This window comes from Variovorax sp. Soil_C_39 (genome assembly GCF_057656815.1).
In genome coordinates this window covers 1-26,804 of record NZ_JBDGJQ010000003.1, presented here as the reverse complement: position 1 = coordinate 26,804, position 26,804 = coordinate 1, and the positions used below count along the sequence as shown (strand labels likewise).

General features: G+C 63.9%; 23 protein-coding genes and 3 pseudogenes. 19 read left to right on the top strand and 7 right to left on the bottom strand.

Translation table 11 applies throughout. The annotated features are described in order from the left end of the window. The first annotated feature begins 13 nt into the window (after window positions 1–13). Window positions 14–403 (top strand): RidA family protein, encoded by a 390-nt coding sequence (locus AC3A6J_RS07940; protein ID WP_487859380.1) that lies wholly within the window; start codon window positions 14–16, stop codon window positions 401–403. A gap of 19 nt (window positions 404–422) precedes the next feature. On the opposite strand, the gene AC3A6J_RS07935 is transcribed toward AC3A6J_RS07940, so the two are convergent. The 4 genes from AC3A6J_RS07935 to AC3A6J_RS07920 form a co-directional block, all read right to left on the bottom strand. Further along, a complete protein-coding gene (locus tag AC3A6J_RS07935; protein WP_487859379.1) occupies window positions 423–1,028 on the bottom strand; it encodes an ATP-dependent Clp protease proteolytic subunit in 606 nt (201 codons plus the stop codon). Between the two features lie 34 nt (window positions 1,029–1,062). Then, entirely contained in the window at window positions 1,063–2,406 is a 1,344-nt protein-coding gene (gene gdhA / locus AC3A6J_RS07930) for an NADP-specific glutamate dehydrogenase (protein ID WP_487859378.1), read from the bottom strand. 133 nt (window positions 2,407–2,539) lie between these two features. Beyond that, the gene (lolD, locus tag AC3A6J_RS07925; RefSeq protein WP_487859377.1) at window positions 2,540–3,244 is read right to left on the bottom strand and encodes a lipoprotein-releasing ABC transporter ATP-binding protein LolD; all 705 of its coding nucleotides are present in this window, start codon (window positions 3,242–3,244) and stop codon (window positions 2,540–2,542) included. After that, window positions 3,237–4,493, bottom strand: coding sequence for a lipoprotein-releasing ABC transporter permease subunit (locus AC3A6J_RS07920; RefSeq protein ID WP_487859376.1), 1,257 nt, complete (start codon window positions 4,491–4,493; stop codon window positions 3,237–3,239). The genes lolD and AC3A6J_RS07920 overlap by 8 nt, the downstream gene beginning before the upstream one ends. Window positions 4,494–4,555: 62 nt before the next feature. Here AC3A6J_RS07920 and AC3A6J_RS07915 point away from each other — a divergent pair, with 62 nt between their 5' ends. Both AC3A6J_RS07915 and recJ read left to right on the top strand, forming a co-directional pair. Further along, a complete protein-coding gene (locus AC3A6J_RS07915) occupies window positions 4,556–5,524 on the top strand; it encodes a hypothetical protein (protein WP_487859375.1) in 969 nt (322 codons plus the stop codon). Continuing rightward, complete coding sequence (recJ, locus tag AC3A6J_RS07910) at window positions 5,521–7,245, top strand: single-stranded-DNA-specific exonuclease RecJ (protein ID WP_487859374.1); 1,725 nt, start codon at window positions 5,521–5,523, stop codon at window positions 7,243–7,245. Before AC3A6J_RS07915 ends, recJ begins: the two co-directional genes overlap by 4 nt. Before the next feature lie 7 nt (window positions 7,246–7,252). Here the strand turns inward: recJ and AC3A6J_RS07905 are convergent, their stop codons facing one another. After that, window positions 7,253–7,828: a DUF1003 domain-containing protein gene (locus AC3A6J_RS07905; RefSeq protein ID WP_487859373.1), complete on the bottom strand. Its 576-nt coding sequence runs from the start codon at window positions 7,826–7,828 to the stop codon at window positions 7,253–7,255. A 191-nt stretch (window positions 7,829–8,019) separates the two neighbouring features. On the opposite strand from AC3A6J_RS07905, the gene AC3A6J_RS07900 reads away from it, so the two are divergent. From AC3A6J_RS07900 to AC3A6J_RS07855, 10 genes and pseudogenes are all read left to right on the top strand, one after another. Beyond that, entirely contained in the window at window positions 8,020–9,030 is a 1,011-nt protein-coding gene (locus AC3A6J_RS07900) for an SDR family oxidoreductase (RefSeq protein ID WP_487859372.1), read from the top strand. 765 nt (window positions 9,031–9,795) lie between these two features. Then, window positions 9,796–11,061, top strand: coding sequence for a site-specific integrase (locus AC3A6J_RS07895; RefSeq protein WP_487859371.1), 1,266 nt, complete (start codon window positions 9,796–9,798; stop codon window positions 11,059–11,061). 229 nt (window positions 11,062–11,290) lie between these two features. Then, the gene (locus AC3A6J_RS07890; RefSeq protein ID WP_487859370.1) at window positions 11,291–11,731 is read left to right on the top strand and encodes a hypothetical protein; all 441 of its coding nucleotides are present in this window, start codon (window positions 11,291–11,293) and stop codon (window positions 11,729–11,731) included. Between the two features lie 153 nt (window positions 11,732–11,884). Beyond that, window positions 11,885–12,040 (top strand): annotated as a pseudogene (locus AC3A6J_RS07885) (transposase); the annotation flags it as partial. Then, the gene (locus AC3A6J_RS07880; protein ID WP_487859369.1) at window positions 12,004–12,648 is read left to right on the top strand and encodes an IS5 family transposase; all 645 of its coding nucleotides are present in this window, start codon (window positions 12,004–12,006) and stop codon (window positions 12,646–12,648) included. The pseudogene AC3A6J_RS07885 and the gene AC3A6J_RS07880, both read left to right, overlap by 37 nt. A 721-nt stretch (window positions 12,649–13,369) precedes the next feature. Then, entirely contained in the window at window positions 13,370–14,857 is a 1,488-nt protein-coding gene (locus AC3A6J_RS07875) for an ATP-binding protein (RefSeq protein WP_487859368.1), read from the top strand. Continuing rightward, a complete protein-coding gene (locus tag AC3A6J_RS07870) occupies window positions 14,850–17,624 on the top strand; it encodes a Z1 domain-containing protein (RefSeq protein WP_487859367.1) in 2,775 nt (924 codons plus the stop codon). Before AC3A6J_RS07875 ends, AC3A6J_RS07870 begins: the two co-directional genes overlap by 8 nt. Then, entirely contained in the window at window positions 17,617–18,582 is a 966-nt protein-coding gene (locus tag AC3A6J_RS07865) for a PD-(D/E)XK motif protein (protein ID WP_487859366.1), read from the top strand. The genes AC3A6J_RS07870 and AC3A6J_RS07865 overlap by 8 nt, the downstream gene beginning before the upstream one ends. Next, window positions 18,575–20,638 (top strand): AIPR family protein, encoded by a 2,064-nt coding sequence (locus tag AC3A6J_RS07860; RefSeq protein WP_487859365.1) that lies wholly within the window; start codon window positions 18,575–18,577, stop codon window positions 20,636–20,638. The genes AC3A6J_RS07865 and AC3A6J_RS07860 overlap by 8 nt, the downstream gene beginning before the upstream one ends. Before the next feature lie 143 nt (window positions 20,639–20,781). Next, window positions 20,782–22,359, top strand: coding sequence for a DNA cytosine methyltransferase (locus tag AC3A6J_RS07855; RefSeq protein ID WP_487859364.1), 1,578 nt, complete (start codon window positions 20,782–20,784; stop codon window positions 22,357–22,359). Here the strand turns inward: AC3A6J_RS07855 and AC3A6J_RS07850 are convergent. Beyond that, on the bottom strand, window positions 22,314–22,745 hold the full coding sequence (locus AC3A6J_RS07850; protein WP_487860041.1) for a very short patch repair endonuclease: 432 nt from the start codon (window positions 22,743–22,745) through the stop codon (window positions 22,314–22,316). The genes AC3A6J_RS07855 and AC3A6J_RS07850 overlap by 46 nt on opposite strands. A 269-nt stretch (window positions 22,746–23,014) precedes the next feature. Here AC3A6J_RS07850 and AC3A6J_RS07845 point away from each other — a divergent pair. From AC3A6J_RS07845 to AC3A6J_RS07825, 5 genes and pseudogenes are all read left to right on the top strand, one after another. Next, window positions 23,015–23,294: pseudogene (locus AC3A6J_RS07845) on the top strand (SOS response-associated peptidase family protein); the annotation flags it as partial. A gap of 135 nt (window positions 23,295–23,429) precedes the next feature. Continuing rightward, window positions 23,430–24,224, top strand: coding sequence for a TIGR04255 family protein (locus AC3A6J_RS07840; RefSeq protein WP_487859363.1), 795 nt, complete (start codon window positions 23,430–23,432; stop codon window positions 24,222–24,224). A gap of 13 nt (window positions 24,225–24,237) precedes the next feature. Beyond that, window positions 24,238–24,873, top strand: a complete 636-nt coding sequence (locus tag AC3A6J_RS07835) for a hypothetical protein (protein ID WP_487859362.1) — start codon at window positions 24,238–24,240, stop codon at window positions 24,871–24,873. A 9-nt stretch (window positions 24,874–24,882) separates the two neighbouring features. Beyond that, window positions 24,883–25,722, top strand: a complete 840-nt coding sequence (locus tag AC3A6J_RS07830; RefSeq protein ID WP_487859361.1) for a hypothetical protein — start codon at window positions 24,883–24,885, stop codon at window positions 25,720–25,722. Window positions 25,723–26,084: 362 nt separating this feature from the next. Continuing rightward, entirely contained in the window at window positions 26,085–26,300 is a 216-nt protein-coding gene (locus tag AC3A6J_RS07825) for an HAD domain-containing protein (protein ID WP_487859360.1), read from the top strand. 120 nt (window positions 26,301–26,420) lie between these two features. Here the strand turns inward: AC3A6J_RS07825 and AC3A6J_RS07820 are convergent, their stop codons facing one another. Beyond that, the gene (locus AC3A6J_RS07820) at window positions 26,421–26,546 is read right to left on the bottom strand and encodes a hypothetical protein (RefSeq protein ID WP_268810531.1); all 126 of its coding nucleotides are present in this window, start codon (window positions 26,544–26,546) and stop codon (window positions 26,421–26,423) included. Here AC3A6J_RS07820 and AC3A6J_RS07815 point away from each other — a divergent pair. Further along, window positions 26,518–26,804: pseudogene (locus AC3A6J_RS07815) on the top strand (IS21 family transposase); the annotation flags it as partial. The gene AC3A6J_RS07820 and the pseudogene AC3A6J_RS07815 overlap by 29 nt on opposite strands.

Sequence of the window (26,804 nt, the reverse complement as noted above, 5' to 3'; positions counted from 1 at the left end):
CAGGAGTTCACGCATGCCCCTCGAATACCTCGGCGCCCCGCCCGTCGCCTCCGACCGCCAGGCCCGCCCTTTTTCCCCGGCCGTGCGCGCCGGCGACTTCATCTATGTCTCGGGCCAGGTGCCCGCCAACGCCGACGGCGAGATCGTCGCGGGCGGCATCGAGGCGCAGACGCGCCAGGTGATGGAAAACCTCAAGAAGGTGCTGGCGCTGGCCGGCGCCACGCTCGACGACGTGTGCAAGAGCACCGTCTGGCTGCACGACGCGCGCGACTTCGGTGCCTTCAACCGCGTCTACATGAGCTACTTCGGCGAGAACAAGCCCGCGCGCTCGACCACCGAGGCGCGGCTGATGATCGATGCGAAGGTCGAGATCGACGTGGTGGCGTACAAGCCGAAGGGCTGAAGAAGACCGCCGGCTTCTTTCAGCCGTGCAGCTCGGTCTTGCGCTGGATGATGCGCGACACCAGCCCGTACTCGACCGCTTCCTCGGCCGACAGCCAGCGGTCGCGTTCGATGTCGGTCATCACGACCTCGATCGGCTTGCCGGTCTCGCGCGCGATCTCGTGCGCGATGCGATGCCGGGCCTTGATGATCTCCTGCGCCTGGATCGCGATGTCGGTCGCCTGCCCGCCCGCGCCGCCGCTCGGCTGGTGGATCAGGAAGCGGGTGTTGGGCAGGCACACGCGGCGCTCGCGTGGGGCGGCAAGGAACAGGTGCGTGGCGGCGCTGCCGACCCAGCCGGTGCCGATCATGTTCACCGGCGCACTGATGAAGCGCACGATGTCGTGGATCGCATCGCCCGATTCGAGGTGCCCGCCGGGCGAGCTCACGAGGATGTCGATGGGCTTGTCGGTGCTGTCGGCATCGAGCGCGATGAGCCTGCGCGTGACGTCGGCGGCCACCGAATCGGTGATGCCGCCGAAGATCAGCAGCGTGCGCGATTTGAAGGCTTTTTCCTCGAGGTAGGAATTGCGCGGCTCGGCCGTGGCCGCAGGCGTGGTGTCGTCGTCGGTGTCCAGTGAAAACATGGCTTTCGCTCCGGTGAGATGAATGGCGTCGGCCTTAGATTACGCCCTGCGCCAGCATCGCGTCGGCCACGCGCACAAAGCCCGCAACATTGGCGCCGTCGACATAGCTCACACGGCCGTCGGCGCGCTCGCCGTACTGCAGGCACGACGCATGGATGCCCTGCATGATCTGCAGCAGCCGTGCATCGACCTCGTCGCGCGTCCACGCCAGGCGCGAGGCGTTCTGGCTCATCTCCAGGCCCGAGGTGGCCACGCCGCCCGCATTGCTCGCCTTGCCGGGTGCATAGAGCACGTCGTTGGCCTCGAACACCTTCACCGCCGCCATGGTCGAGGGCATGTTGGCACCCTCGGCCACGCAGACCACTCCGTTCTTCACCAGCAGCGCCGCATCGTCGGCGTTGAGCTCGTTCTGGGTCGCGCTCGGCAGCGCCACGTCGACCGGCACATGCCACGGCGTCGCACCAGCGATGAAGCGGGTGCCGGTGCGTTCGGCGTAGTCGCTGACGCGGCCGTAGAGGTGGTTCTTCACCTCCATCAGCACGGCGAGCTTCTCGGGTGTGAAGCCGTCCTCGTCGACCACGGTGCCGCTCGAGTCGGACACGGTGACGACCTTGGCGCCGAGCGCCATGGCCTTCTCGATGGTGTACTGGGCCACGTTGCCCGCGCCCGAGACGCTGACGCGCAGGCCGTCGAACGAACGGCCCTTGCGCTTGAGCATCTCCTGGGCGAAGTAGACGTTGCCGTAGCCGGTGGCTTCGGGCCGGACCAGCGATCCGCCGTAGCTCAGGCCCTTGCCGGTGAAGACGCAGTCGGCGCGGTTGGTCAGCTTCTTGACCATGCCGGCCATGAAGCCGATCTCGCGGCCGCCCACGCCCACGTCGCCGGCCGGCACGTCGGTGTCGGCGCCGACGTGGCGGAACAGTTCGGCGGCAAAGGCCTGGCAGAAGCGCATCACCTCGCCCTGGCTCTTGCCCTTGGGGTCGAAGTCGGCGCCACCCTTGCCGCCGCCCATGGGCAGCGTCGTGAGCGCGTTCTTCAAGGTCTGCTCGAAAGCGAGAAACTTGAGGATCGACAGGTTGACCGACGGATGGAAGCGCAAGCCCCCCTTGTAGGGGCCGATCGCGAGGCTGTGCTGGATGCGAAAGCCCCGGTTCACGCGGACCTCGCCATGGTCATCGACCCAGCACACGCGGAACACGATCACGCGCTCGGGCTCGACCAGCCGCTCGAGCAGGCCGTGCGCCGTGTACTTCGGGTGCTGCGCGATGTAGGGCCAGAGGCTCTCCATGACCTCGGTCACGGCCTGCAGGTACTCGGGCTCCCCGGGGTTGCGCTGGGCGACGTGGGCGAGAAAGTCCTCGACGGATGCGTGCTTCATTCCAATCAATCCAATTCCAAAACGGTGCACAACCCTGTGCGGACCGTGCATTTTGCCGGATCGATGAGCCCATCCTGGTGCGCGGCGCATTGATGACGTGCATCAGCGCCGCCGATGTCCCTGCACGAAAGAATCAGCCGGCCAGGCGCCCCGCCACGAGTTGCAGCACGCGGTCGCAGCGGCGCGCGAGATCCTGGTCGTGCGTGACCATGACGAAGGCGGTCCGGTGCTTGTGCGCGAGCTCGAGCATCAGCGCGAACACCGTGTCGGCGGTGCTGCGGTCGAGGTTGCCGGTGGGCTCGTCGGCCAGCACGCAGGCGGGCTGCGTGACCAGTGCGCGCGCGATCGCGACGCGCTGGCGCTCGCCGCCCGACAGCTCGGCCGGACGGTGGTGCAGGCGCTGGCCCAGGCCCACGCTGTCGAGGATCTTCGCGGCCGCAGCGGCGGCCTCCGACGATTCGGCGCGCCGGATCTTGAGCGGCATCGCCACGTTGTCGAGCGCGCTGAACTCGGGCAGCAGATGATGGAACTGATAGACGAAGCCCAGGTGCCGGTTGCGCAGGCGCCCCTGCTCGGCCGCATCGGCATGGGCGATGTCCTTGCCGAGCAGCTCGACCTTGCCGCTGGTGGGTTCGTCCAGGCCGCCCATCAGGTGCAGCAGCGTGCTCTTGCCCGATCCGGAAGCGCCGACGATCGCGAGCGTCTCGCCCGCGTGCACGTCGAGGTCGACGCCGTGCAGCACGGTCAGGTCGATGCGGCCTTCGTGGAAGCGCTTGGTGAGGCCGCGGGCCTTGAGCACCACGTCATTGCCGGCGGCGGTAGGGGCGAGTTCACTCATAGCGCAGGGCCTCGGCGGGATTCACGCGGCTCGCGCGGTAGCTGGGGTACAGCGTGGCAAGAAACGCCAGCACCAGCGAGATGATGGCGATCGGCATGATGTCGCTGCGCTGCGGATCGCTCGGCATCTTGCTGATCAGGTAGATGTCCTTCGGCAGGAAGCTGGCCTGGAACAACTGTTCGAGAAAGGGCACGATCACGTCGATGTTGTAGGCAATGCCGAGGCCAAGCGCGAGCCCGGCCACGGTGCCGATCACGCCGACCATGGCCCCCTGCACCACGAAGATGCCCATGATGCTGCGCGGCGAGCTGCCGAGCGTGCGCAGGATCGCGATGTCGGCGCGCTTGTCGGTCACCGTCATCACCAGCGTGGAGACCAGGTTGAACGCGGCCACTGCCACGATCAGCGTGAGGATGATGAACATCATGCGTTTCTCGACCTGCACGGCCGCGAACCAGGTCTTGTTCTGCCGCGTCCAGTCGCGGATGAGGAACTGGCCCGGCAGCGTGACTGCCATCTGGTCGGCCACGTCGCGCGCTTCGTTCAGGTCCTTGAGCTTGATGCGGATGCCGCTCGGGCCCTCGAGCCGGAACACGCGCTGCGCGTCCTCCGCGTGGATCATGGCGAGCGCCGAGTCGTATTCGTAGTGACCCGAATCGAAGGTACCGACCACGGTGAACTGCTTGAGCCGCGGCACCACGCCGGCCGGCGTGACCTGCCCGCCCGGTGCCACCAGCGTGACCTGGTCGCCGGGTTGCACGAACAGCGCGCGTGCGAGCTCGCCGCCGAGCACGATGCCGAACTCGCCCGGCACCAGTTTGTCGAGCGTGCCCTTCTGCGCGGTGGTGGCGATGTCGGTCACCTCGGGCTCGAGCGCCGGCACGATGCCGCGCACCAGCGTGCCCTTCATGTCCTCGCCGCGCGCGATGAGCGCCTGCGTGGCGATGAAGGGCGCGGCACCGATCACCTCGGGGTTCTGGCGCGCCGCGGCCATGATCGCGTCGAGGTCGGGCAGGGCCTGGCCGTCGCGCGACAGGATCTCGATGTGCGAGACCACGCCGAGCATGCGGTCGCGCACCTCTTTCTGGAAGCCGTTCATCACGCTGAGCACGATGATCAGCGCCGCCACGCCGAGCGCAATGCCGAGCATCGACACGCCCGAGATGAAGGAGATGAAGCCGTTGCGCCGCGTGGCCCGGCCTGCGCGCGTGTAGCGCCAGCCGAGCTGCAGTTCATAGGGAAGTCGCATAAGTTCAGTGGTCCAAGGCGCGTTGCGCGCGCCGAGATTGTGGCATCCCGGACAATAGCCGGATGGCCGAAGCCCCCCCACGACACCTGTTGATCCCCTTCGCCGGCCGCGGTTCCCCCGCATGCCGCGCGGCCCTGCCCGCGCTGAGGCTGCCGAACCTCGAATCGCTGCTGTCACGCCTCACGCTGGTCGACACCGACCCGCAGGACGAAAGCACGCGCTCCCCGCCCCACGAAAGGGCGCTGGCGCGGGCGCTGGGCATCGCGTCCGACGACGGCTGCATTCCCTGGGCGGCGCTCGAAGCGCGGCAGGCCGGCATTGCCGAGCCGCACGACCGCGAAGCCTGGGCGCGGCTGTCGCTGTGCCATTGGCAAGTCGGCATCGACGACGTGGTGCTCGGCGACCCGGCCGCCATCGAGATCGACGCGGCCGAGTCGGCGGCGCTGCTCGAGGCCGCCCGCCCCTTCTTCGAGGAGGACGGCATTGCGCTGCATGCGTCGCACACGCCGGGCCGCTGGCTGGCGCGCGGGCGCATCTTCGACGAGCTGCCCACGGCCTCGATCGACCGCGCGGTGGGCCATCCGATCTCTCAATGGTCGCCGCTCGCCGACGCGGCCCGGCCGCTGCGCCGGCTGCAGAACGAAATGCAGATGCTGCTCTACACCCAACGCGTGAACGACGAGCGCGCCGCGCGCGGCGTGCCCGCGATCAACTCCTTCTGGCTCAGCGGCACCGGGGCGCTGCCGCCGGACACCACGGTCGCCTCGCCGCCGCCCGAGGTCAGCGAGGCGCTGCGCGTGCCCGCGTTGCGCGACGACGGGCCCGGCTGGGCCGAGGCCTGGCAGGCGCTCGACGCCGGCGCCGTGGCCGACCTGCTGACGGCGTACACCGCGGGCACGAACGTCACGCTCACGCTGTGCGGCGACCGCGCAGCGCAGCGCTACGGCGTGCAGCAGCAGCGCGGCCTGCTCGGCTGGGCCCGGCGCCTGTTCGAACGTGCCCAGGCCGCCACGGTGCTCGAGGCCCTATGAAGATCATCGCCAGGGACATTCCACCGCGCAGCGCCTGGGCGCTCGAACAGGCCGGCGTGCACCCGCTGCTGGCGCGCCTCTTTGCCGCGCGCGGCGTGCTGGCGGGCGACGAGCTCGACGACGGCCTGGCGCGCCTTCTGCCGCCCGACACGCTGCACGGCACGCGAGAGGCGGCGGTGCTGCTCGCCGATGCGATGAACCAGGGCAAGCGCCTTTGCATCGTGGCCGATTACGACTGCGACGGCGCCACCGCCTGCGCCGTGGCGGTGCGCGGCCTGCGACTGCTCGGCGCGCAGCACGTGGGCTACCTCGTTCCCGACCGCGTGGTCGACGGCTACGGCCTCACGCCTCCCATCGCCGAACGCGTGGCCGCGAGCGGCGCCGACGTGCTCATCACGGTCGACAACGGCATCGCGAGCGTCGAAGGCGTGGCCGCGGCCAAGGCGCGCGGCCTGCAGGTGCTGGTGACCGACCACCACCTGCCCGGCCCCGAACTGCCGGCGGCCGACGTGCTGGTGAACCCGAACCAACCCGCCTGCGCCTTCGAGAGCAAGAGCATCGCCGGTGTCGGCGTGATGTTCTACGTGCTGCTCGCGCTGCGCTCCGAGCTGCGCGCGCGCGGCATCTTCACGGCGGCCACGCAGCCCAAGCTCGACGTGCTGCTGCCGCTGGTCGCGCTCGGCACCGTGGCCGACGTGGTCAAGCTCGATGCCAACAACCGGCGCCTGGTGGCGCAGGGGCTGCGGCGCATCCGGGCCGGCGCGATGCCCGCGGGCATCGCGGCGCTGTTCAGGGCGGCGGGGCGCAACGCGCCGGCGGCCACCACCTTCGACTTCGGCTTCGCGCTGGGCCCGCGCATCAACGCGGCCGGACGGCTCGCGGACATGACGCTCGGCATCGAATGCCTGCTGACCGACGATGCAGCCCGCGCCGACGAGCTCGCGCGGCTGCTCGACGGCATCAACCGCGAGCGCCGCGACATCGAGGGCGGCATGCGCGAGCAGGCGCTGCTGCTCGCCGAATCGCTGTTCGGTGCCGACGTCGAAGGCGCCGAGACCACGCCCGCCGCGATCAGCGTGTTCGGCGCCGACTTCCACGAGGGCGTGGTCGGCATCGTGGCTTCACGCATCAAGGACCGCTTCCACCGGCCGACCTTCGTCTTCGCGGCGAGCGGCGCGCCCGGCAAGGAACACGAGCTCAAGGGCTCGGGGCGCTCGATCCCGGGCTTTCACCTGCGCGATGCGCTCGACCTCGTGGCCAAGCGCCACCCGGGCGTGCTGCTGCGGTTCGGCGGGCATGCGATGGCGGCCGGCTGCACGGTGGCGCGCGACCGGTTCGAGGTGTTCGAGCGCGCGCTGGCCGAAGTGGCGCACGAATGGCTCGATGCCGCCACGCTGACCCGCCGCATCGACACCGACGGCCCGCTGGCGCGCGAGTACATGCGCATCGACCTCGTCGACACGCTGCACCGCGAGGTGTGGGGCCAGGGCTTTGCGCCGCCCACGTTCAGCGAAGAGGTCGAGGTGGTGTCGCAGCGGCTCGTCGGCGAGAAGCACCTCGCGCTCAAGCTGCGCCACCAGGGCCAGCCCGTCGACGGCATCTGGTTCGGCCGCACCGAGCCGCTGCCGCCGCGCGTGACGCTCGCGTTCCGGCTCGATGCCGACGAATGGCAGGGCGTGCGTCGCGTGCGATTTCTCGTCGAAGCTGCCGAACTCCCTTGAGCCGCGCTCAACCGCGGTTGCGATGAATTGATTCGGCTTCGACGATCTGGTGCAGCACCTTGCCGGGGTCGATGCGCTCCGTCAGCGCTCGGACCTCGCCGTGGCTTTCGGGTGGCAGTTCCATCTTCTCGGCCATGCGGGTGACGAGGCGCAGCAGCGCGGTCATCTCGCGCTCGTTCAGCAGGTCGATCTGCAGGTCGAGGTGGTGCCGCCGCTCGCTTTCTTCGGCCGACATGTTCTGGCTGATGAGGATCAGGATCGCAAGCACGATCGCCTCGATCGAAACCATGAAAAGCAGGAAGGTGAACGGATACGGGTCGACAGGCCAGACCCATTGGTTGAGCGCGATCCAGACGGCGAAGAATGCCAGGTTCCACCACAGGAAGGCCACCGTGCCGCAGAAGCGCGCCACGCGGGAGACCAGCCGGTAGAGCGGCGGCTTGGACCGGCGGCTGTCTTCTTCGAGCGCCAGGATCGCCTCGATGTTGCGATGCGTCAGGTCCTGGATCGTTGGATGCCCGTGGCGACCGTTCTTGCGGTGTGCGGTGGTGTGCGGGTTCGTGTCGTTCTTGTCAGGCGCCATCGCCCGTGCTCCGGAGTCGAGAGCTTGCAAGATGCGCAAACCGCGCGTCCACCGGCGTAGGCGCGCGTCGTCGTTCGATGCAGGCGAAGTGCAGTCGCGCGACACGACGGGCGCGCATTCGAGACGCATTCCTACGCGGGCGCCCCGCCGCGGCACTAGCGTGGCATCTCCGAAGCAGGAGTTCCCGCACCATGAAGACGACCACCGCCCCCGCCAGGAGATCCGCCGCGAAATCTGCCGGCTCCACCGCCGCCCGGCAACGTGCGGTCCAGCAGGCACAAGACGCCAAGGACAAGGCCAAGCCCACGGCCAAGAAGCCGAGTCGGCCGGCCCAGATGGGCGAACGCGCCCAGCCGGCCAACCCGATGCCGGCGCAGCACCTGAAGAAGCCCGGCAACGAGGCGGACCTTGCGCTGCAGCCGCGCTTCGAGGCGCCCGACTACAAGGGCAGCGGCAAGCTCGAGGGCATGGCCGCGCTGATCACCGGCGGCGACTCGGGCATCGGGCGGGCGGTTGCGGTGCTCTATGCCCGCGAGGGTGCCGACGTGGCGATCGCCTACCTCGACGAGGACGAGGACGCCGAGGAAACGCGGCGCCATGTCGAAGCCGAAGGCACGCGCTGCACCCTCATTCGGGGCGATGTCTGCGACCCGGCGTTCTGCCGCGAGGCGGTCGCGCAGACGGTCGATGCCTTCGGCAAGCTCGACATCCTGGTGAACAACGCGGCCTTCCAGCTGCATGCCGAGTCGATCGAGGACATCACCGACGAGCGCTTCGAGATGACGCTGCGCACCAACGTCTTCGGCTACTTCCAGATGGTGCGCGCCGCAGTGCCGCACCTCGGCCAGGGCGCATCGATCATCAACACCGGCTCGGTCACGGGCCTCGAGGGCAGCGCCCACCTGCTCGACTATTCGACCACCAAGGGCGCGATCCACGCCTTCACCAAGTCGCTCGCGAGCAACCTGCTGCCCAAGGGCATCCGCGTGAACGCGGTGGCGCCGGGGCCGGTGTGGACACCGCTGAACCCGGCCGACAGCCCGCCCGAAAAAATCAAGGACTTCGGCAAGGCCACCGACATGCAACGCCCGGCGCAGCCCGAGGAACTCTCGCCGGCCTACGTGTTCCTGGCCGCGCCGAGCTGCGCGGGCTACATCACCGGCATCGTGCTGCCGGTGACGGGCAGCGTCGGCGCGGTGTGAGCCGGCGGTCGCGGCGGCCGGCGCAGAGTGTGCGACGTCATGGCGTCGAGCACGCTCAACGCCGTGACCAGAGCGTCGACCATCGGCACCTTGATCCCGGTAATCGACGCGCTGCGGATCGGCCACCCACCGATCTTTCATTGGACCTTCTTGTTGTTGAGGGTGAACGCTCCGGACTGCAATTGCGCAAAGGCTTGGATGTTCTTTATTCATCCAATGCCATATCGATGGACTGATCCGCCATTTGCTCTTCCGGACGGTCGCTATTTCCACGCTCTCAAATAGCGGCAAAGCGGGTGACGATTCCCATTTGCCGTCACTAGGCCGCATGATGGTTCTGCACACGCGCAGGACGCGACCGCCGTTTCTTTCCGAATTCGTGACCTAAACCACGCAGAGCCACGGGCTACGGCCGCGATGCCTCATGATCGTTACCTGGCGGTCATGCCTTGCGCCGCATCGGGCAACGCGACGCGGCGGCAACGGGCAGCTTTTTCAGATGCGAAACGGCAGCGAGCGGATGGCCTGTTTTTGTGGATGGGCATCAGCGCAACAAGAAAAAGCCCGAGGCGCCTTGTGGGGCGCTACCGGGCTTTGAAGATGGTGCCGCTTGTCGGAATCGAACTGACGACCTTCCGCTTACAAGCCACCTAGACGATCGCGCTGCAGGCCGCATGAATCCTAGCACTCGTATTCTTCTTTGATTTCTTGGGACAGTTTTGGGACAATTCCACCCAGCACAGATCATGAACAACGGAAATAGGCATGGCGATCATCGAGAAGCGCGGCGAACTTCAGTGGCGCGCGAGAGTTCGGAAGAAGGGCTACCCCGGCCAGTCGAAGACCTTCATGCTCAAGGCGGATGCCGAACGATGGGCACGCGAGGTCGAAGTCGGAATGGAGCGCGGCACCTGGCGAGACGCCAAACTCGCCGATGAATCTTTCGCTCACTACGCCGGGAAATACCTGAAGGAAGTCACTCCTACCAAGCGATCGGGCGTGAACGAGTCATATCGCATCGCCACACTCCTAGCCGCGCCCGAACTGCGCAAGCCAGTCGGTCAGATTCGGTCTGTCGATATTGCGGCGTTTCGCGATCGCCGGCTGAAAGAGCCGGCAAAGGTGCCGGGCAGAACCGCTGCCGCACCAAAGGCGCGAGACAACGAGGGAGATGGAGACAAGGCTCGCCTCAAGCGTCGGCATACTGACGGCGCTGCGCCCGTCCGGACTGTCACACAACAAACCGTGCTTCACGAGCTCAATACGCTGAGCGCGATCCTTGCGCACTGCATGAAGGAGTGGTCCGTTCCCTTAGATGTGAATCCCGTGCGCAATGTCCGCATGCCGTCACGTTCAAAGCCGCTAGAGCGCAGAGTGAGTGACCTAGAGCTCGACTGGCTGCTGCGCGCTTCGGCCGCAAGCTACGGCGTGCCGCAGATCATCACCTTGGCCGTGGAAACCTCAATGCGCCTTGGCGAGTTGCTGGGCCTGGAGTGGAAAAACATCGATCTGCAGCAGCGCACCGCGCACCTGGTCGAAACAAAGAACGGATACAGCCGCACCGTTGCCTTATCCTCGAAAGCCGTCGAGGCTCTGCAGGAGTTGAAACCGAAGAAGAAGGCGAATGCCGCCCATTTAGCCGTGGTGACAACACAGGCAGATGATGCCGTTGCCGAGGCTGATCCGGCCAGCGGTAGCTACGCTCTACGCCAAGCGCTCAAGGAACGCGACAAGCTGGGACGCGTATTTCATTGGGCAAGGTCGGACAGCTTCGAGAAGACATGGGCGCGTTGCCGCGCGAAGGCGCGCGACCTCTATCTGCGCGAGTGCGAAGAGCGCAAGGTCGAGCCTGACGCCAGTTTCCTTGTCGGGGTCCGCTTTCACACGTTCCGCCACGAAGCCACCTCACGGCTCTTCAACATGGGTCTCAATCCATTTGAGGTGGCGTCAATGACGGGCCACCGCTCGATGCAAATGCTCAAGCGATATACGCACGTTGAAGCCTCAAAGCTGGCGCAAAAGCTAGCGTAGCGCTGACGAGCTCGGGGAAGGTGTGCCCGAGCGATCGCCCCCCGCATACGAGTACGCGTCAAATTGCAGTTCGAAGCGCCAACGTTTGCGTGTTTCAGTGGCACATTTTTTTTGGGCATCGCCCAGACTCAGAGTCGACCGCCTTCAGGCTCAGCCGACTCATCTACTCGGCGCAACACAACCTCCTTTCGGGCCTGCGGGCGGTCACCAACTCGAAAGGAACCTCTAGATGAAGATGAATTCATGGGCCGGCGGCGCATTGGCCGTCACCCTCGCTCTCAGCGCGCAAGCGCAGACCTTTGACGTCGCAAGTTCGGTTGGCGGCCAACAGATCGCGGCCGCCCCGATCAATCAAGCCGACATTTACAACCGCATCGCCACCGCGCAAGGCACGGCCCACGCCGCCCAGGGCACAGCTAACGATGCACAGTGGCGCGCAACAAACGCGCGGCAGGCGGCGGACAACGCCCAAAGCTCAGCGAACTGGGCAGGCCAAGTTGCCCAAAACGCCCAGAACACCGCCAACCAAGGGGTCAGCTGGGCTGATTCCGCCTGGGGCTACGCGCGTGCGGCCAACATCTCAAGTTGCACCATGAGCAACGGCGGAACTCCCGCTGCCTTGATGAACTGCACCATCATTGCCGACAGTCTATTTCCCCATCCTCAGTAAACCGCTATCCCGAGAGGAATGCCGGCGGGCCTTCGAAAGCGCATTCTGTCGCCTCTGGCGCTTCTCATCCGATCATCAGGGCCCTCGATGAACGGCGCCTAGGGCCTGTTAACACTAATTGCGCGCATCGCGTGTTCAGGCGACATTGGCGGCATGGAGATCACACGAGCTCAGTTTGAGCAGATCGAGGACTGCTTGCCGACTCAGCGAGGCAATGTCAGCTTGTCGAACTTGCAGGTACTCAATGCCATCTTGTACGTCGCCGAGCATGGGTGCAAGTGGCGAGGCCTGCCCAAGCGGTTCGGCAACTGGCACACCATCTACACGCGCATGAATCGCTGGGCCAAGTCTGGCGTCTTGGACAGAGCCTTCGCGCAGCTACAGCTCGCGCAGGTGGTGCAGATCAAGATCGAAGCCGTGTCGTTGGACAGCACCAGCGTCAAGGTGCATCCCGATGGCACAGGCGCTCTAAAAAAAACGGTCCGCAAGCTATCGGCAAGTCCCGCGGCGGATGGAACACCAAGATCCACCTTCTCGCCGCGGACGCGCGCACGGCCGTAACGTTCTCGTTGTCGCCGGGTCAAGCGCACGATGCACCCGAAGGTCGCGAGTTGCTCAGGCGCTTGGGCGCGCCGAATCGGCCGCTGCATCTGCTCATGGATCGCGCCTATGAGGGCAACGAGACTCGGCAGCTTGCGCTCGACTTGGGCTTTATTCCGGTCGTCCCGCCATTGCGCACTCGCGTCGAGCCGTGGGAATACGACCGCGCCATGTACAAGCGCCGCAATGAAGTCGAGCGCTTGTTCCGTCGGCTCAAGGGCTATCGGCGCATCTTCTCCCGATTCGAGAAGCTCGACGTCATGTTCACCGCCTTCATCAGCTTCGCTCTCATCGCTGATGGCTTGCGTTTGTGTTAACAGGCCCTAGCCTACGGATCTCTGGTGTAAAGGCGAACTGGACCTTGAGGAGACCAGTTGGGGGCCCAGAGTCGGTGTGGCGGCATTGCGGATCGGCTCTGCGAACTCTGCTGTGATGGGCATGCCCAGCAGCCACCTTCCATCCAATTTCTGGTAGCACCCAGGGAACCGAGCGATCTGACCGACAGCGCCGTTCTTGTCCGCTTTGGGCTCAAAGCGCCATACGCGCTGCACATGCGCGTGAGCACCAAGCTGCCGAAGTCCGGCGGCTGCCCCCAGACTCACAAGTCGGGCGAGCAGCTGTTCGCCGCAGTGGACCGATCGCCCTGACGAGCGAACTCAGCTCCGGGCACTGCGCTTCTTTTAAATGCGCAGGCTCGTAGCGGGCAGAGTTTTGCCGCCAGCGCGAGACTGGGGTGGTATGACATGGCGCAATCGCAACGCCGTCGTGCGGATTCGTGTGCATCTGCCGCGAAGAAAAATCCGCTCCCTGCGAAATATATCGTCGTGGGACTGCTACATATCCCTCTCCAATCCGTACGAATGCCATACATTCTGATACATTTTGAATGTATGCGCTCACCGCGAGGCGCCGCACGCCGATCGGCGCCAAGGGTGATAACGCAGAGCGCCGAGGAGACGCATCGAAGTGATGGCGCGGAGGAGTGACACCCTTGTCGATCTGAACCTGCTCGCACGGATGCCGAAACAAGGAGAAGTTTTGCGAATCACCAACGCGCCGAATGCGGCTTCGCTGATGACGACGGCGCGCAGCTTCGGCAACTACGACCTCGCGGCCGCGCTCGCGGATATCGTGGACAACAGTATCCAAGCGGGCGCCGCGAACGTGTGGGTCGGCTTCGACCCAGTCGACGACGACGTTACGGTCCGAATACGGGACGACGGACGTGGGATGTCATACACGGATCTCGTTGCGGCGCTCCGCCCTGCGAGCAGGAACCCAGACGAACAGCGCGACGTTGGCGACCTGGGCCGCTTCGGCTGGGGTCTGAAATCGGCATCGCTTTCCCAGGCTCGCGTCCTGAGCGTCGTGTCATGGCAGGGCGACGAAGTTAACGCGGGCCGGTGGGATATTGACGACCTGGATGGCTGGAGCATGCACGTTTTCCAAGGTCCGGAGGCCGAGGCGCTCTTGGGAAGCCATCGTGCTTCCAACAGCGGCGCCGAGGTGATATGGACACGCTGCGACAGGCTCTACGACATCGGGCTCAATGCCACTGTCGACGAGAGGCTGAACGACAAGATCTCACAGGCGAGGAAGCAACTGGCTCTGGTCTTTCACCGCTTCCTCGCGGGCGACGGAGGCAGCAGGCTTGCAATCACGGTCCAGGGCATTCCCCTAGAGCCTGCCGATCCCTTCCTCAGCTCTCATCCCGCGACACAGTCTCTCGACGAGGAAGTCCTGCCGGTCAGGGGCAGCGAGAGCATCCGGGTGAGACCGTACGTGATTCCCCACTTTTCCAAGTTGACCATCGAACAGCGCAACCTGCTAGGCGGCCCGGAAGGTCTGGTGCGCAACCAGGGGTTCTACGTGTACCGGAACAGAAGACTGATCATCTACGGTACTTGGTTCAGGCTGGTCCCGCACGGGGAACTGTCGCAGCTCACGCGCATTCGGGTGGACCTTCCGAACACCCTCGATACCGACTGGAAGATCACGCTGGACAAGTCCGATGCCCAGTTGCCGGTCAACCTGCGCAGGCGCCTGCGGGAGGTCGTCCAGAGGTTTTCCAAGCGGTCTGTTGGCGTCCACCGGCACAGGGGCGTCGATCTGGAGCACGGCGAGAAGGCACAGGTCTGGAAGCGCAACGTTCACTCGGGACGCATCAGATACCAGATCAACAAGCAGCATCCCGTCATCCGCCAGATGCTCTCGCAGGCAAGCGATCCGTTTGTCGCGATCGAAGCGCTCAAGGTGATCGAAGCATGCGTGCCGGTGAACAACATTGCGCAGGACGCGCATCAGGTCGATGCCGGCTTGGTCCAGACCATCACAGACCCGGCCGAGTTCGATTCTCTGATTCTGGCGTGCTGGATTGCCTACCTAGGCCAGAAGAGCGGCTCGCCGTCCGCGAAGGATTTCCTTGCATTTGCCAAGCGCACCGAGCCAATCTCGGGACACTGGAAGTACGCGGAGAGTTACATCAAAGAGAAGGTGGAAAAGGAATGGAGTCTGAATCGTGAGTGAAGATCGTTTCAAGGCGATGCTCGTCTACCTGCAGATGACGATCGAATCCGAACTGCAGGGAAGGACCACCGTGGCCCCGGGCCAGCTGGACAAGGCGGTGTCCGAGCACGGCGGCATGTTCAAACTGTCGACGCTCGAGCACGAACGTGCTGTCAAGCACCTCGAGACGATATTTGGTACTCGACAGGACGATGGCCATCTTCTGCGTGCGGACTTCGCGGAGTGGTATCCCAAGGAGAAGGCGTCCATCGAGTTCCATTACTGGCGTCGGCTCGAGAAGTACTGGAAGGATCGCTCGATCCTTCCGGTTGACGTCATCCGATCGGTCGACCTAGTGACCGACGAGATCATGGGGTTCTTGGGAAATCCCAAGGATCGCACCGGCTGGAACCGCCGGCGGGGCCTTGTGATGGGGCATGTCCAGATGGGCAAGACGACCAATTATTCGGCGCTGGTCTCCAAGGCAGCAGATGCAGGCTACAGGATCATCATCATCCTCGCCGGCATTACGAACTCCCTGCGATACCAGACCCAGGTGAGGCTCGACCAGACATTCGTGGGCAAATCGTCGATCAGCGACGCCGCGCACTCGAAGATCTACGACGTTGCACGGTCGTTCGCCGGGCAGGAAGGCTACGTGGCGCGCCACCCTTACTGCGGCACCTCGCAGCTGTCCGACTTCAACGCTTCCACGGCCAACACGACGGGTGCACACGAGGGGAATTTCGCCGACCCGATCCTTTTCGTGACCAAGAAGAATCCCAAGGTCCTCGAGCGGCTGGCGGACTGGCTCAAGGGCCTGCGGCATGACGAGAAGCTGGATGGACCGATGCTGCTGATCGATGACGAGGCGGACAACGCGAGCGTCAACACCAGCACCAACCCGGACCGGGCCACCATCATCAACCAGCGAATCCGTTCGCTGCTGCACACATGCAAGCAGTCGACCTACGTCGGATACACGGCAACACCGTTCGCCAACATCTTCATCGACCCCGACACGACCGACGATTGGGACCGCGAAGATCTCTTTCCCGCCGATTTCATCAAGTCTCTGGATCCACCGGACAACTACGTGGGCTCGCAACGTCTCTTCGGCGACGACGGCGACCTTGCATCCTCGTGCGTCCGCGAAATCCCTGCCGACTATGTCGACCTGCTGCCCGTCGCGCACAAGGCCGGATGGAAGGTGTCCGCGCTCCCGGCGAGCCTGATCGACGCAATCCGTGAATATGTTTTGGCACGGGCGCTGCGCATCGCCAAGGGTGACGGCGCCCGACATTCGGCCATGCTGGTCAACGTGAGCCGCTTCAACGCGGTGCAGTCGCAAGTTCGTGATCTCGTCGAGAGCGAACTGACCGACCTGCGCTCGGGCATCGAGACATGGGCCATGGCCAGCTGGGAGAAGTCCCCGACGCTCCTGCAGCTCAAAAGGGTATGGGACACCGAATACGCGGACGTCGCAGGCATGACTTGGGACGAGATCCGGCCTCATTTGAACCACTCGATCTCTTCAATCTCAAGCCTCTTGGTGAACATGCGCGGCGGGACCATCGAGTATGAACGGTCGCCTTCGACCGGGCTTCACGTGATCGGCATCGGTGGCCTTGCACTCGCCCGCGGGCTCACGCTCGAAGGCCTTCTCGTCTCTTACGTGCTTCGGAACGTCGGTGCCGCCGACACCCTCCTGCAAATGGGCCGGTGGTTCGGATACCGCCCGGGCTTCGAGAATCTCTGCCGTATCCATGTCACCCCCGGACTGGTCGGCGACTTCCGAGAGGTCAGCGAGTCCGTCGAAGAACTGCGTGCAGACTTCCGGCGCATGGCGCTGCTTGGCAAGAAGCCTTTCGAGTTCGGACTCAAGGTCCGCCAGAGCCCGACCGGCATCGCCATCACGGCCAAGAACAAGATGCGCAGCGCCGCACCGCTCTCGCTTGCCGAGGATTTCAGCACCCGACACCTTCAGGCTTACGCGATCTATCCGACCGACGCGGTCAACCGAGCCAACCGAGCGGCCATCGACACCTTCGTTGCTGGCCTTCCGGCTATCGCTGCCGTGCCGCCGGCAAAGGATCGAAACGCCCTAGTCTGGAGCGGCGTACCCGTCGCGACCATCCTGGGCCTTCTGCGAACGATGGAGTTGCCGCAGACGGAATTCAACGCGCTCGAAATCGACGGAGCCAGCAGCCTTGTTGGCGCCTACATCGAAGACCGCGCGGCCGGCGAGCTGAAGAATTGGGATGTCGCGATTCCCTTCGTCCGACGCAAGGCCGGATCCGACAGTCACGTGGTTGCGTTCCCCTATTCCGCGTCCGCTGGGGAAGGAGACCTGCTATGCAGGTCGCGCGCAAGTGCGGTAGAGGATGGAGCCCTCGTCAAGATCTCGGCCAAGAACGCCGTCGCGTTCGGCGTGGACGACCTCAAGCTGGGCGAAGCGGACCGCCAAGCGCTGGAGGATCGCGCGGAAGCGATCCGGATCGAGGCGGAAGCAGCCGGCGACAAAGCGCCCTCGGAGGGCAGTCGGCTTGCAATGTCGCGCACGCGGCCGCTTCTGTTGGTGCACTTCCTGCAGCTGTCCGCGGCTTCGGGTTCCAGCCTTAGCCTTTCGTCTGACCGGGCGCAACCAGTCGTGACCATCAGCATCGTCTTTCCCGAGACCTCCATAGCCTGCAGGGCCCGCAAGTACTATGCGTCCCCACGGCTGATCCAGCTCCTTGCGGAGATCCGCGAGCAGGCCGAAGCAGACGAGGATGCCGACGATGAATGAATTCGAGTCCCGCTGGTTGTCAATCGCCGCCGCCGGCCACGCGGCCGGCCGATACCGCGTGAGCCCGGACCACGTCCTGGACTTCTATGTGCAGTACTCGATCAGCGGCGAGCGCGAGCTGGCGATCGAGATTCGAGGTTTCGAAGCTGACGAGTTCGAACTGCCTGCTTTCAGGAACATCACGATCGTGAAGGTCCCGTTGTCCGGCGGAATGCGTGTCGGTCTCACGCTCACGAGAGAAGGCTTGGCGCGCAACTTCTCCGTCATGTGCCACGACCTTGCCGAGCGCACCAAGGCGGCGCCGACACCGCGCGCAGCAACCGGCATGCTCCTAGCCGCCCTAGACAGCTGGGCGGAACTTTTCAGACGCCGAGAAGGTGACGGACTCACGGAAAACGAGGCGCTGGGGCTGATGGGCGAGCTCGTCGTCGTGGAATCGCTGCTGTTGGAGAGCCCGGCAGGTGCCGCCGCGATTGTTGGTGGCTGGCGCGGACCAGAAGGCGATGCACGGGACATCGGAATCGGGACCACCCGAATCGAAGTGAAGGCCCAGCGCGCGACCAGTGCCAACCGGCTGCGGATCTCGTCGCTCGCGCAGCTCGACGATCGTGGACAGAACGTGTTTCTTGTTGCCGTGCGGCTCTCGCCGGCAGCGTCAGGGCGATCGCTTGCTCAAGTCTGCGGCGCCGTGCGGGAAATGCTCGCGGGTCTGCCGGTTGCCCTGCACGCATTCGAACGAACCATTACCCTTTCCTGCATGGATCCGGATGCTGCCGTTTCACGTCAGCCGTGGGTCGTTGACGAAACACTGACGTACGCCGTGAACGATGCGTTCCCGCGGCTCACGCCCGCAAAGGTGGATTCAGGGGTCCTCGCAGTGCAGTACGAGGTCGGAGGCCCCCCAGTTGACCGCTGCCAGGTCGATTGGTCGGACCTGCTGGAGGCGATCGATGGCTGACCCCGCACAGACGTACGCCGATCTTGCCGGCGAGATAGCCATTGCGAGTACCGCGTCCGGCGAACTGAAGGTTACCGAATTCTTCAACATCTATGCGCTGCTTGCCGCGGAGAACGCGGATTCGCCGGATTTGGACTATTCCCCGGCGCTCAGCGAGAGCGGTCTGGGCTACAGGATTGACGGTTTTGCTCTCGACATTCCGGAAGGTGCGGAGGACCGCGCCGGCGACCTCCATCTCGCGGTCTGTCTCTTCCGTCAGGACCCCGAATTGCCGGTGATCATCGCCCGTGACGTCGACGCTGCAGTAGCGCAGGCGATACGCTTCCTGCGCGCAGCTCTTTCGAGTAGTGCGGTGGAGCTGATGGAGCAATCGAGTCACGACTACAGGGTGGCGATGCAGATACGCCACGTCTTTCCCAGATTGGCACGCGTGCGCCTGCTGATCTTCACCAACGCCCAGCTGCGAACGAAGCGCAAGGCATTCGAATCGCGTGCATTCGGGGACCTTGCCGTACACATCAACGTGTTCGACATCGAAAGGTATGCCCGCATCTCCAGCAGCGGAGCAGATCCGGTCGAGATCGATTTTGCGGAGGATTTCGGCGGAGCGATCCGATGCCTTCCCGCATCCATGGGCGACACAGGCTTCAGCAGCTACCTGCTCGCGATCCACGCGCCCGTGCTTGCACAAGTCTTCGCGCGACATGGCAATCGTTTACTTGAACAGAACGTCAGGACCTACCTGCAGGCCAAGACGAGCGTCAATCGCGGCATCCTCAAGACCATTGCCGAGGAGCCGTCGATGTTCTTCGCCTACAACAACGGCCTGACCGTCACCGCCTCGTCGGTCAAAACCGATCAGCTTCCCGACGGATCACTCGGGATCGCCCGGATCACGGACCTGCAGATCGTCAACGGCGGCCAGACGACGGCATCGATCCTCTATGCGCGCGATGGACAACGGTCAGACCTCGCGAACGTCCATATCCAGGTCAAGCTGTCGGTCGTGGGAGAGGAAAAGCTCGGCGAGGTCGTTCCGAAGATTTCGGCGTATGCAAACACGCAAAACAAGGTCTCACTGGCCGATCTCGCTTCCAACAGTCCCATGCAGGTGCAGATTCAGCGGCTTTCACGCGAGATACCCGCGCCTCAACTCGAAGGGGCCCTGTACGCGACGAAATGGTTCTACGAGCGCGCCAGAGGCCAATTCACGAATCTGTTCTCCTACCAGTCGGCCGCTCAGCGCAAGCGGCTCGAGGCCGAGTATCCGAAGAACCAGGTGATCACGAAGACCGATCTTGCCAAATACGAGTTGGCCTTCGAATCACGACCGCATCATGTGTCCGAAGGGGAGCAGAAGTGCTTCCAGCGTTTCATCGCAACCACCACTGAGACCTTTGGCGACGGGTTGGCAATCAACGAGTTCTGGTTCAAGTGTGCGGTGGCCAAGGCCATCATTTTCCGCAAAGTGGACACGGAAATCGCTCGGTCCGCCTGGTACCGCGATGCGAAGGGTCTGAAGGCCCAGACCATCGCCTATACGCTGGCAGCGGCGGCCCATGCATTCAGATCGGCCGGCATGCAGCTCGATCTGATGCGCGTCTGGCGGGATCAGTCGGTGCCATCGAGACTGCTCGACTGGATGATGGCACTCGCTGAGCGCATCCACCCCATCCTCAGCAACCCGCCCGGGGCGGTACGCAACCCTTCAGAGTTCTGCAAGAAGGAGTTCTGCTGGACCTTGCACGTCCAGCCGAAGATGGATGGCCTAAAGCCGGACATCCGGGAGTTTGGCGTGCCGCTGCAGGAGTTCGCGGCAGAGGCGGCGTCGGGAAAGAAGGAGTCCAAAAAAAATCGGGAACTCGACTTTGACATCGCGCTTGTCAACCTGATACCTCGGATCGTCTCCATCCGCGATCTGGCGCGGGGCAAGCAGCTGCTCTCCGAAAACAGCTCACGCGCCTTAGACAAGCTGGCTGGGGGACGACTGAATCTTCAGAAGGCAGAGAAGAACGCGCTAAAGCTACTTCTCGACCGGCTAGAGATCAGCTACTGAGCCTCCGAGCGGCACGCGGGTAGCCCAGGGTTTTCCCAGCGGCGACTCAGCGCGAGCCTGCGGTCATTACGCCATGCAGCCCGAATCTGAACCTTTGGCCATGCCGCGCCTGGTAACATCGCAGCCACTCACCCCTCTCCAGAATGTCGATTCCCATCATTGATCTCTTTGCCGGGCCCGGCGGTCTCGGCGAAGGATTCGCCGCGCTGCGCGACGAACGCGGCCGCGCCGTATTCCGCCTTGGCATCTCCATCGAGAAGGAATCCAGCGCTCACCGAACTCTGCTGCTGCGCGCCGTCTATCGGCTGCTGGACGGAACGCCCGACGAGCGCCACTACTACGACTACGTCCGCGGCTCCCTCTCTCGCGACCAGTTTCTCGCTGTTCCCGCGGTTGCACGCGCATTCCGAGAGGCCGAAACCGAGGCGCGCCAGTTCGAGCTCGGAAAGACAAAGGAGGCGCAAATTGACCAAGAGATCCGACGCGCGCTCGGAGGCAGCACTTCCTGGGTTCTGATAGGCGGGCCTCCCTGTCAGGCCTACTCGCTGGCAGGAAGAGCGCGCCGAACCAACGATGCCTCCTTTTCAGAGGACGTGAAGCACTTCCTTTATCGGGAGTACCTGCGGATCATTCGCGCGCACCGACCGGCAATCTTCGTCATGGAGAACGTCAAAGGCCTGCTCTCTTCCAAGCATTCAGGCGCCTCGATGTTCTCCCGGATCATCGACGACCTTGCGCGGCCGCATGACGGAGTCGAGTACGAGATCCGCTCAGTCGTGTGCGACGACCAGGGCCAGGGCCTCGCACCCGGGGACTATCTGATCGAGGCAGAAAAGTACGGAATCCCGCAGGCTCGCCACCGCGTGATCCTGCTCGGCGTGCGCAAGTCCGGCAACCCCGTTCCGTATGAGCTGCTCCAGCCAATGCGCTCGATCGGCGTGCGAGAGGCCATTTGGGACCTCCCGGCGCTACGCAGCCGCATCTCCCGCGGCGGGGACTCGCCGGCCGACTGGCATCGGGCCGTATCCAAGGCAAGCAAGCTCGTAAAGGGCTGGTCGGGCGGCTCGGTGACCAAGATCTCGGAGCGGATGCGGGCGTCAGCGGCGTCCTCCGCGTCCCTGTATGGGACCGGACAGGCCTTCCTCGCAGCCCCTCTGATCGAGGCTGGAGGCAATCTCACAGCCGAAGCGGCCGCATACAGGTCGTGGGTGCTACGGCCTAAGGTCGGTGGCATCCTGCAGCACGAGGCGCGATCGCACATGGAGGCGGACCTTGCGAGATACCTCTTCGCCGCGACCTTCGCACGGGAATACCATCGCTCTCCCAAGCTGCCCGAATTTCCGCCTCTGTTGCTTCCCGAGCACCGCAACGCGTCGAGCAGCGATGGCGCAGCGATCCCGTTTCCGGACCGCTTCCGCGTCCAGTGCGGACACGAGCCCTCGTCCACCATCGTCTCGCACATCGCGAAGGACGGCCACTATTACATCCACTACGACCCGGTCCAGTGCCGCAGTCTCACCGTGCGAGAGGCCGCGCGCCTGCAGACCTTTCCCGACGACTACTTCTTCGAAGGTACCCGGACGGAGCAATACACGCAGGTCGGCAACGCCGTCCCGCCGCTGCTTGCCAACCGCATCGCGGCGATCGTGTCGAAGATGCTCGTTCCTCGATCAGCTCAAGGCACTACCAGCCGATTTCGCCGCGCGTCAGCACCTGCCTGATCGGGCGTCTGACCAATCCACCCGCATAGCAGGGAGAAGTGCGGTGAATCAAGGCCATTAGCACCAAGGGCACACTCCCAGACAACTGCAACGCGCCAACCGAGCGCGATGAGCCGATCGATCGCAGCCTCGTCGCGCCGCACGTTGGAAGCGAACTTCGTCGCCCAGAAGGTCGCATTGCTGGACGGGGTCGTCGATTTCGAACATCCCTCATGGCGATGCCAGAAGCACCCATGTACGAATACGACCGTCCGATGCTTGGACAGGACGATGTCTGGCGAACCGGGCAGGTCTCGGCGATGGAGCCTGAAACGGTATCCGGCAGCGAACAGCTGCCTGCGCAGAGCGAGTTCGGGGCGGCTGTTCTTGCCCCGAATGCGGGACATCATTGAACTGCGCACTGCGGGGCTGACAATGTCGGCACACATCGGATGACCCGGCTTCAGGCGCGAGGCAAGCGCGAATCGTGCACCGGGGGAGACGGTTCGTTCGCTGAGCCTTGGGAAGGATTCGTCACGGACGCTCTCGACAACAGAAACTATAGCGGGCGACTTAAGTATGCCGGACAGGCAGACCGAACCGGCTCCCCAGACGCCCGCTCGCCGCCTCCGAGCGACTTTCTAGAGCACATCAACCGGATGGCAACGATGTGTGGCTGCTCGAGTTCGGGCCGCGGCTGCAACAGAACATGCTTGTTGCATGCCTCTGGTCGAGTGATCGGCCACCGGCGAGCCCGACCTCTCGTTCGCTGCCATTGCCGGCGAACCGCCGGAGGAGATCGCGGCAGTGCATCACGACCGCTGCATCATTCCGATCGAGCGGGAGAACGTCGACCCTTGGGCTGAAAGCCTGACGGTGCGAACCTAAAGGTCTCGTACGCGATCCTTGATGACCGCGAGCGGTCGTACTACGAGCAGCACAGGCTGGCGGCATAGCCGGCATCCGGAGCCGCCAATTGCCGGCCGCCGCACGGATTCGCGCAACTTTACACACCCCAGCCAATGAAGGGTTGTCAACTGTGATGTAAAGTGTCAACTTGCCTGTCAAGCACATAGTCGAGGAAAAGTAATATGGGGAAGAAGCTGACCAGCGCGCCGGTCTACTACACCGTTGCCCAAGTCCGGTTCAACCCGGTGCTGGATTTGGATGGGTACATTCCCGCCATCCAGTCCAAGATGCGGGAGGCGCAGTTTCCCGACTACAAGAAGGAAGTCTTTCAGCAACTTGTGCTGCCCTTCGGCGGAGGGGAACAAGGGCAGATGGCCGCACCGACCGTTACGCCGCAGGCGCGCTATCAATTCGGCGACATTGCTGGGCGCACGCTGTTCTTGCTGGAGACGAATGCCCTGTCGTTTCAGACCACGAACTACGAGACCTTCGAAATCTTTTCCGAGATCCTTCTAAAGGGACTCAGCATGCTGCACGACGCCCTGCGTCTCGATTTCGTGGAGCGCATCGGGCTGCGGTACTTGGACGCTGTTCAACCGTCGAAAGACGGCGAAACGCTGCGGGACTTCCTCGTGCCGGAAGTGCTGGGTCTTGCGCTGCGAGGCGAAGGTCAGCTTGAGCAATCGGTCAGCGAGACCATCGTTTCGACTGCCGCTGGGCAACTTGTGTCGCGTGTCCTCATCCGCCATGGACACATTGGCCTGCCCCTGGAACTGAGCGGCTTTGCCCCAACCATCGATCCTCGTTTTACCCAACGCGAAAGCCTGCACGCCATTGTTGATACAGATGCATCCATCGGCCAGCGAGAAGTGTTCGACCTGTCCAAGGTGGGGGCACGACTGACGGCGCTCCATGATGAAATCGTCAAGTCCTTCAATGCTACGGTTACCGACCATGCCCGGGCCTCTTGGGCCTAGAGGAGGGAACATCATGAGCACAGCAATGACCTATGGCGGCTGGGTTACCGACCGACCAGCCGCAACAGGCGTCACTTCCACCCTTGTTCGCTGGGCAGGGTGGATGACTGCTGCAGGTGCCGCATTGACCGGCATTGGCACTGGAGGCGAGCTTTCTCTGGAACACCTGCAACGGAGCGCTCAGCCGGCACAGCACAGAGTGTCCGCGTTCGAAATTGCGGAGGTCGATCAGTTTCGCACGCCTAGCGAAGACCTGTCGCGCATCCGCGCGGTGCTGAACCCGGCCATCTCCGACCTCGCGACCACGTTCGGCGTGTCGCGGCAATCTGTCTACAACTGGCTCAATGGCGCGCCCGTTGCAAACGAGAACGCTGCGAAGTTGCAGGACCTTGCCCGAGCCGCTGACGTGCTGGCGCATGAAGGCGTGAGCATCGATTCGGCCCTCCTGAAGCGCAAGTTCGCCAATGGTCGGACGCTGATGCAGGTTGCTCAGGCAGGTGAGTCCGCCAGGGAAGCTGCCCTGATGCTGATCCAGATTCATAGACGCGAGGCGGCGCAACGCGAACGCATGGATGCTCGGTTCGCGAATCGGGCGAAGACGCCCGCCAGCGCCGACTTCGACCTTCCTGCCCCCAACGACTACTCGTGAAGGTAGGACGTGGCGGAGTGGAATCGTGACACCCCATGGCGCCAAGGGCATCTACTGGGCAAAGACGCAATTGAAGCGTTAGGGCTTCCTCACGCGGCGGCACTCGACCAGACGCTCGCCATCGTCGCCAGCCACGACTGCGACCTCGCACAAGCGCCCGAAGGGGAGCCTGTCGTCGAGGTGGTCGTTGGCCGTCTGGTGGCAGACAGAGATGGCAACTGCACCCATGCCAAGAACGCCCGCAAGCTCCATGTCGAGTTTGCGGGCGCTGCCGTTTTCTGGACCGAGTTCGAGGCGACCGCCAAGATCTATGTCGACAAGCTCGCACTGAACGCATTTCTCCCTCGCGCCGATGCGAACCTGTCCCAGGAAAACCATGCAATCTTTCAGATGTGGCTGGCCAGTCGCTATCGCCGCTCGGCATTTCCCGACGAATTCGAGCGCCGCCTGGTTGCGAAGGAATTCAAGCTGCACGAGAAAATTGCCAAGGCCGTGAAGCCTCATGGGGAGTTGATTGTTGGCGTCTTCTTCGATGTGGACGAAGGTGCCGAAGTCACTCGCGAAGGCTCCGACGACACCTACACCCTCGACATCCTCATCCTGCACTCGGCTGACCCTGACTTCGAAGCGGCCGAGAAGGGGGCACAAACGGTGGCCAAGGCGATCGAGAAGGCATTCAGGGAAAAGCTGTTCGATCCCACCAAGACGTGGCAGCACATCGAACTGCGCTTCTGTGAGGTGGTGTCGGAATCGGTCCTGACCTACCAGCAATTCAAGCAACTGAAGCGCTGGAGGCTGGAGCACATCAGCCTAGCCGCAGAGCCGCCGCAGTCTGTGCTGGCCGAATAGCCGCCGCCAGATCGGCATCGCGGCCAACCCAACGTCGGCTGGTCCGTAGAATTGGTCGTGAGCGATGAAGCGAGCGGTTATCCCAAGTTGATCAACGATTGTGATGACAGCGACATCCGAAGCGCTGTTCGACGGTCGAACAGCGCCCAGGTCTTCGAGGGGTGAGACCGTCGCACAGTACCCGAGATCTGCCGTGTCCAAGGGCTTCGACCGTCGAGTGCGGCCCCGAGATCGCCCTTTACGAAGGGCGAGCGACAGTCGCACAGCCCCGGGGATCGACCAGATCGAAGGGGGTGTTTGACCGTCGAACAGTGCCCGAGATGCCTCTCTGCCAAGGTGTGCGACGGTCGCCAGAGGCTGAAATGAGCCTATTCCTCGATTTCGACGGCGTGCTGCACCTGAAAGGCGAAGGCTACCTTCCCAGCGACGGCACGGACTTCTGTTTCCTGCCGAATCTCGAAGCGCTGCTACGCGAGTTTCCGCATGTGCGCATCATCATCAGCTCCTGGCACGAGCGGCTGACCTTCAAGGCGCTGATCGCGCCGTTCTATGAAGATGGGTATTCCGGAGCATCGTGACCGTCAATTCCGGACGAACGTGACCGAGCATTCCGCACGAACGTGACCGGTGATTCCGGGCTCAACGTGACCGATTTCTGGCTGGTCCGGAATCACCGGTCACGATGGCGGAATCACCGGTCACGGCAGCGGAACGCTGCCGTACGTCAGCGTGTTGGTGTTGCGCATTTCATCCACCCCATGCGGGTAGCCTGCCCGGCTTTTGCCGGAGACAGGCTTGCCCGCACCAAGGATCAACATGCGCAAGATCAGAGACGTCCTTCGTCTCAAACTCGAAGCCCGCCTCTCCCATGAACGGATCGCGGCTTCACTCGGCATCTCCAAGGGCGTCGTGGCCAAGTACGTCGGCCTTGCCAGCGTCGCGGGCCTGGACTGGCCCACCATTCAAACGCTGAGCGACACGGCACTGGAGCGTCGCGTCGTGCAAGCCGGCTGGACCGCCCCTCGCACTACGTGCTGCCCGACTATGGCCGCGTGCACCAGGAGTTGAGGCGCAAGGGCATG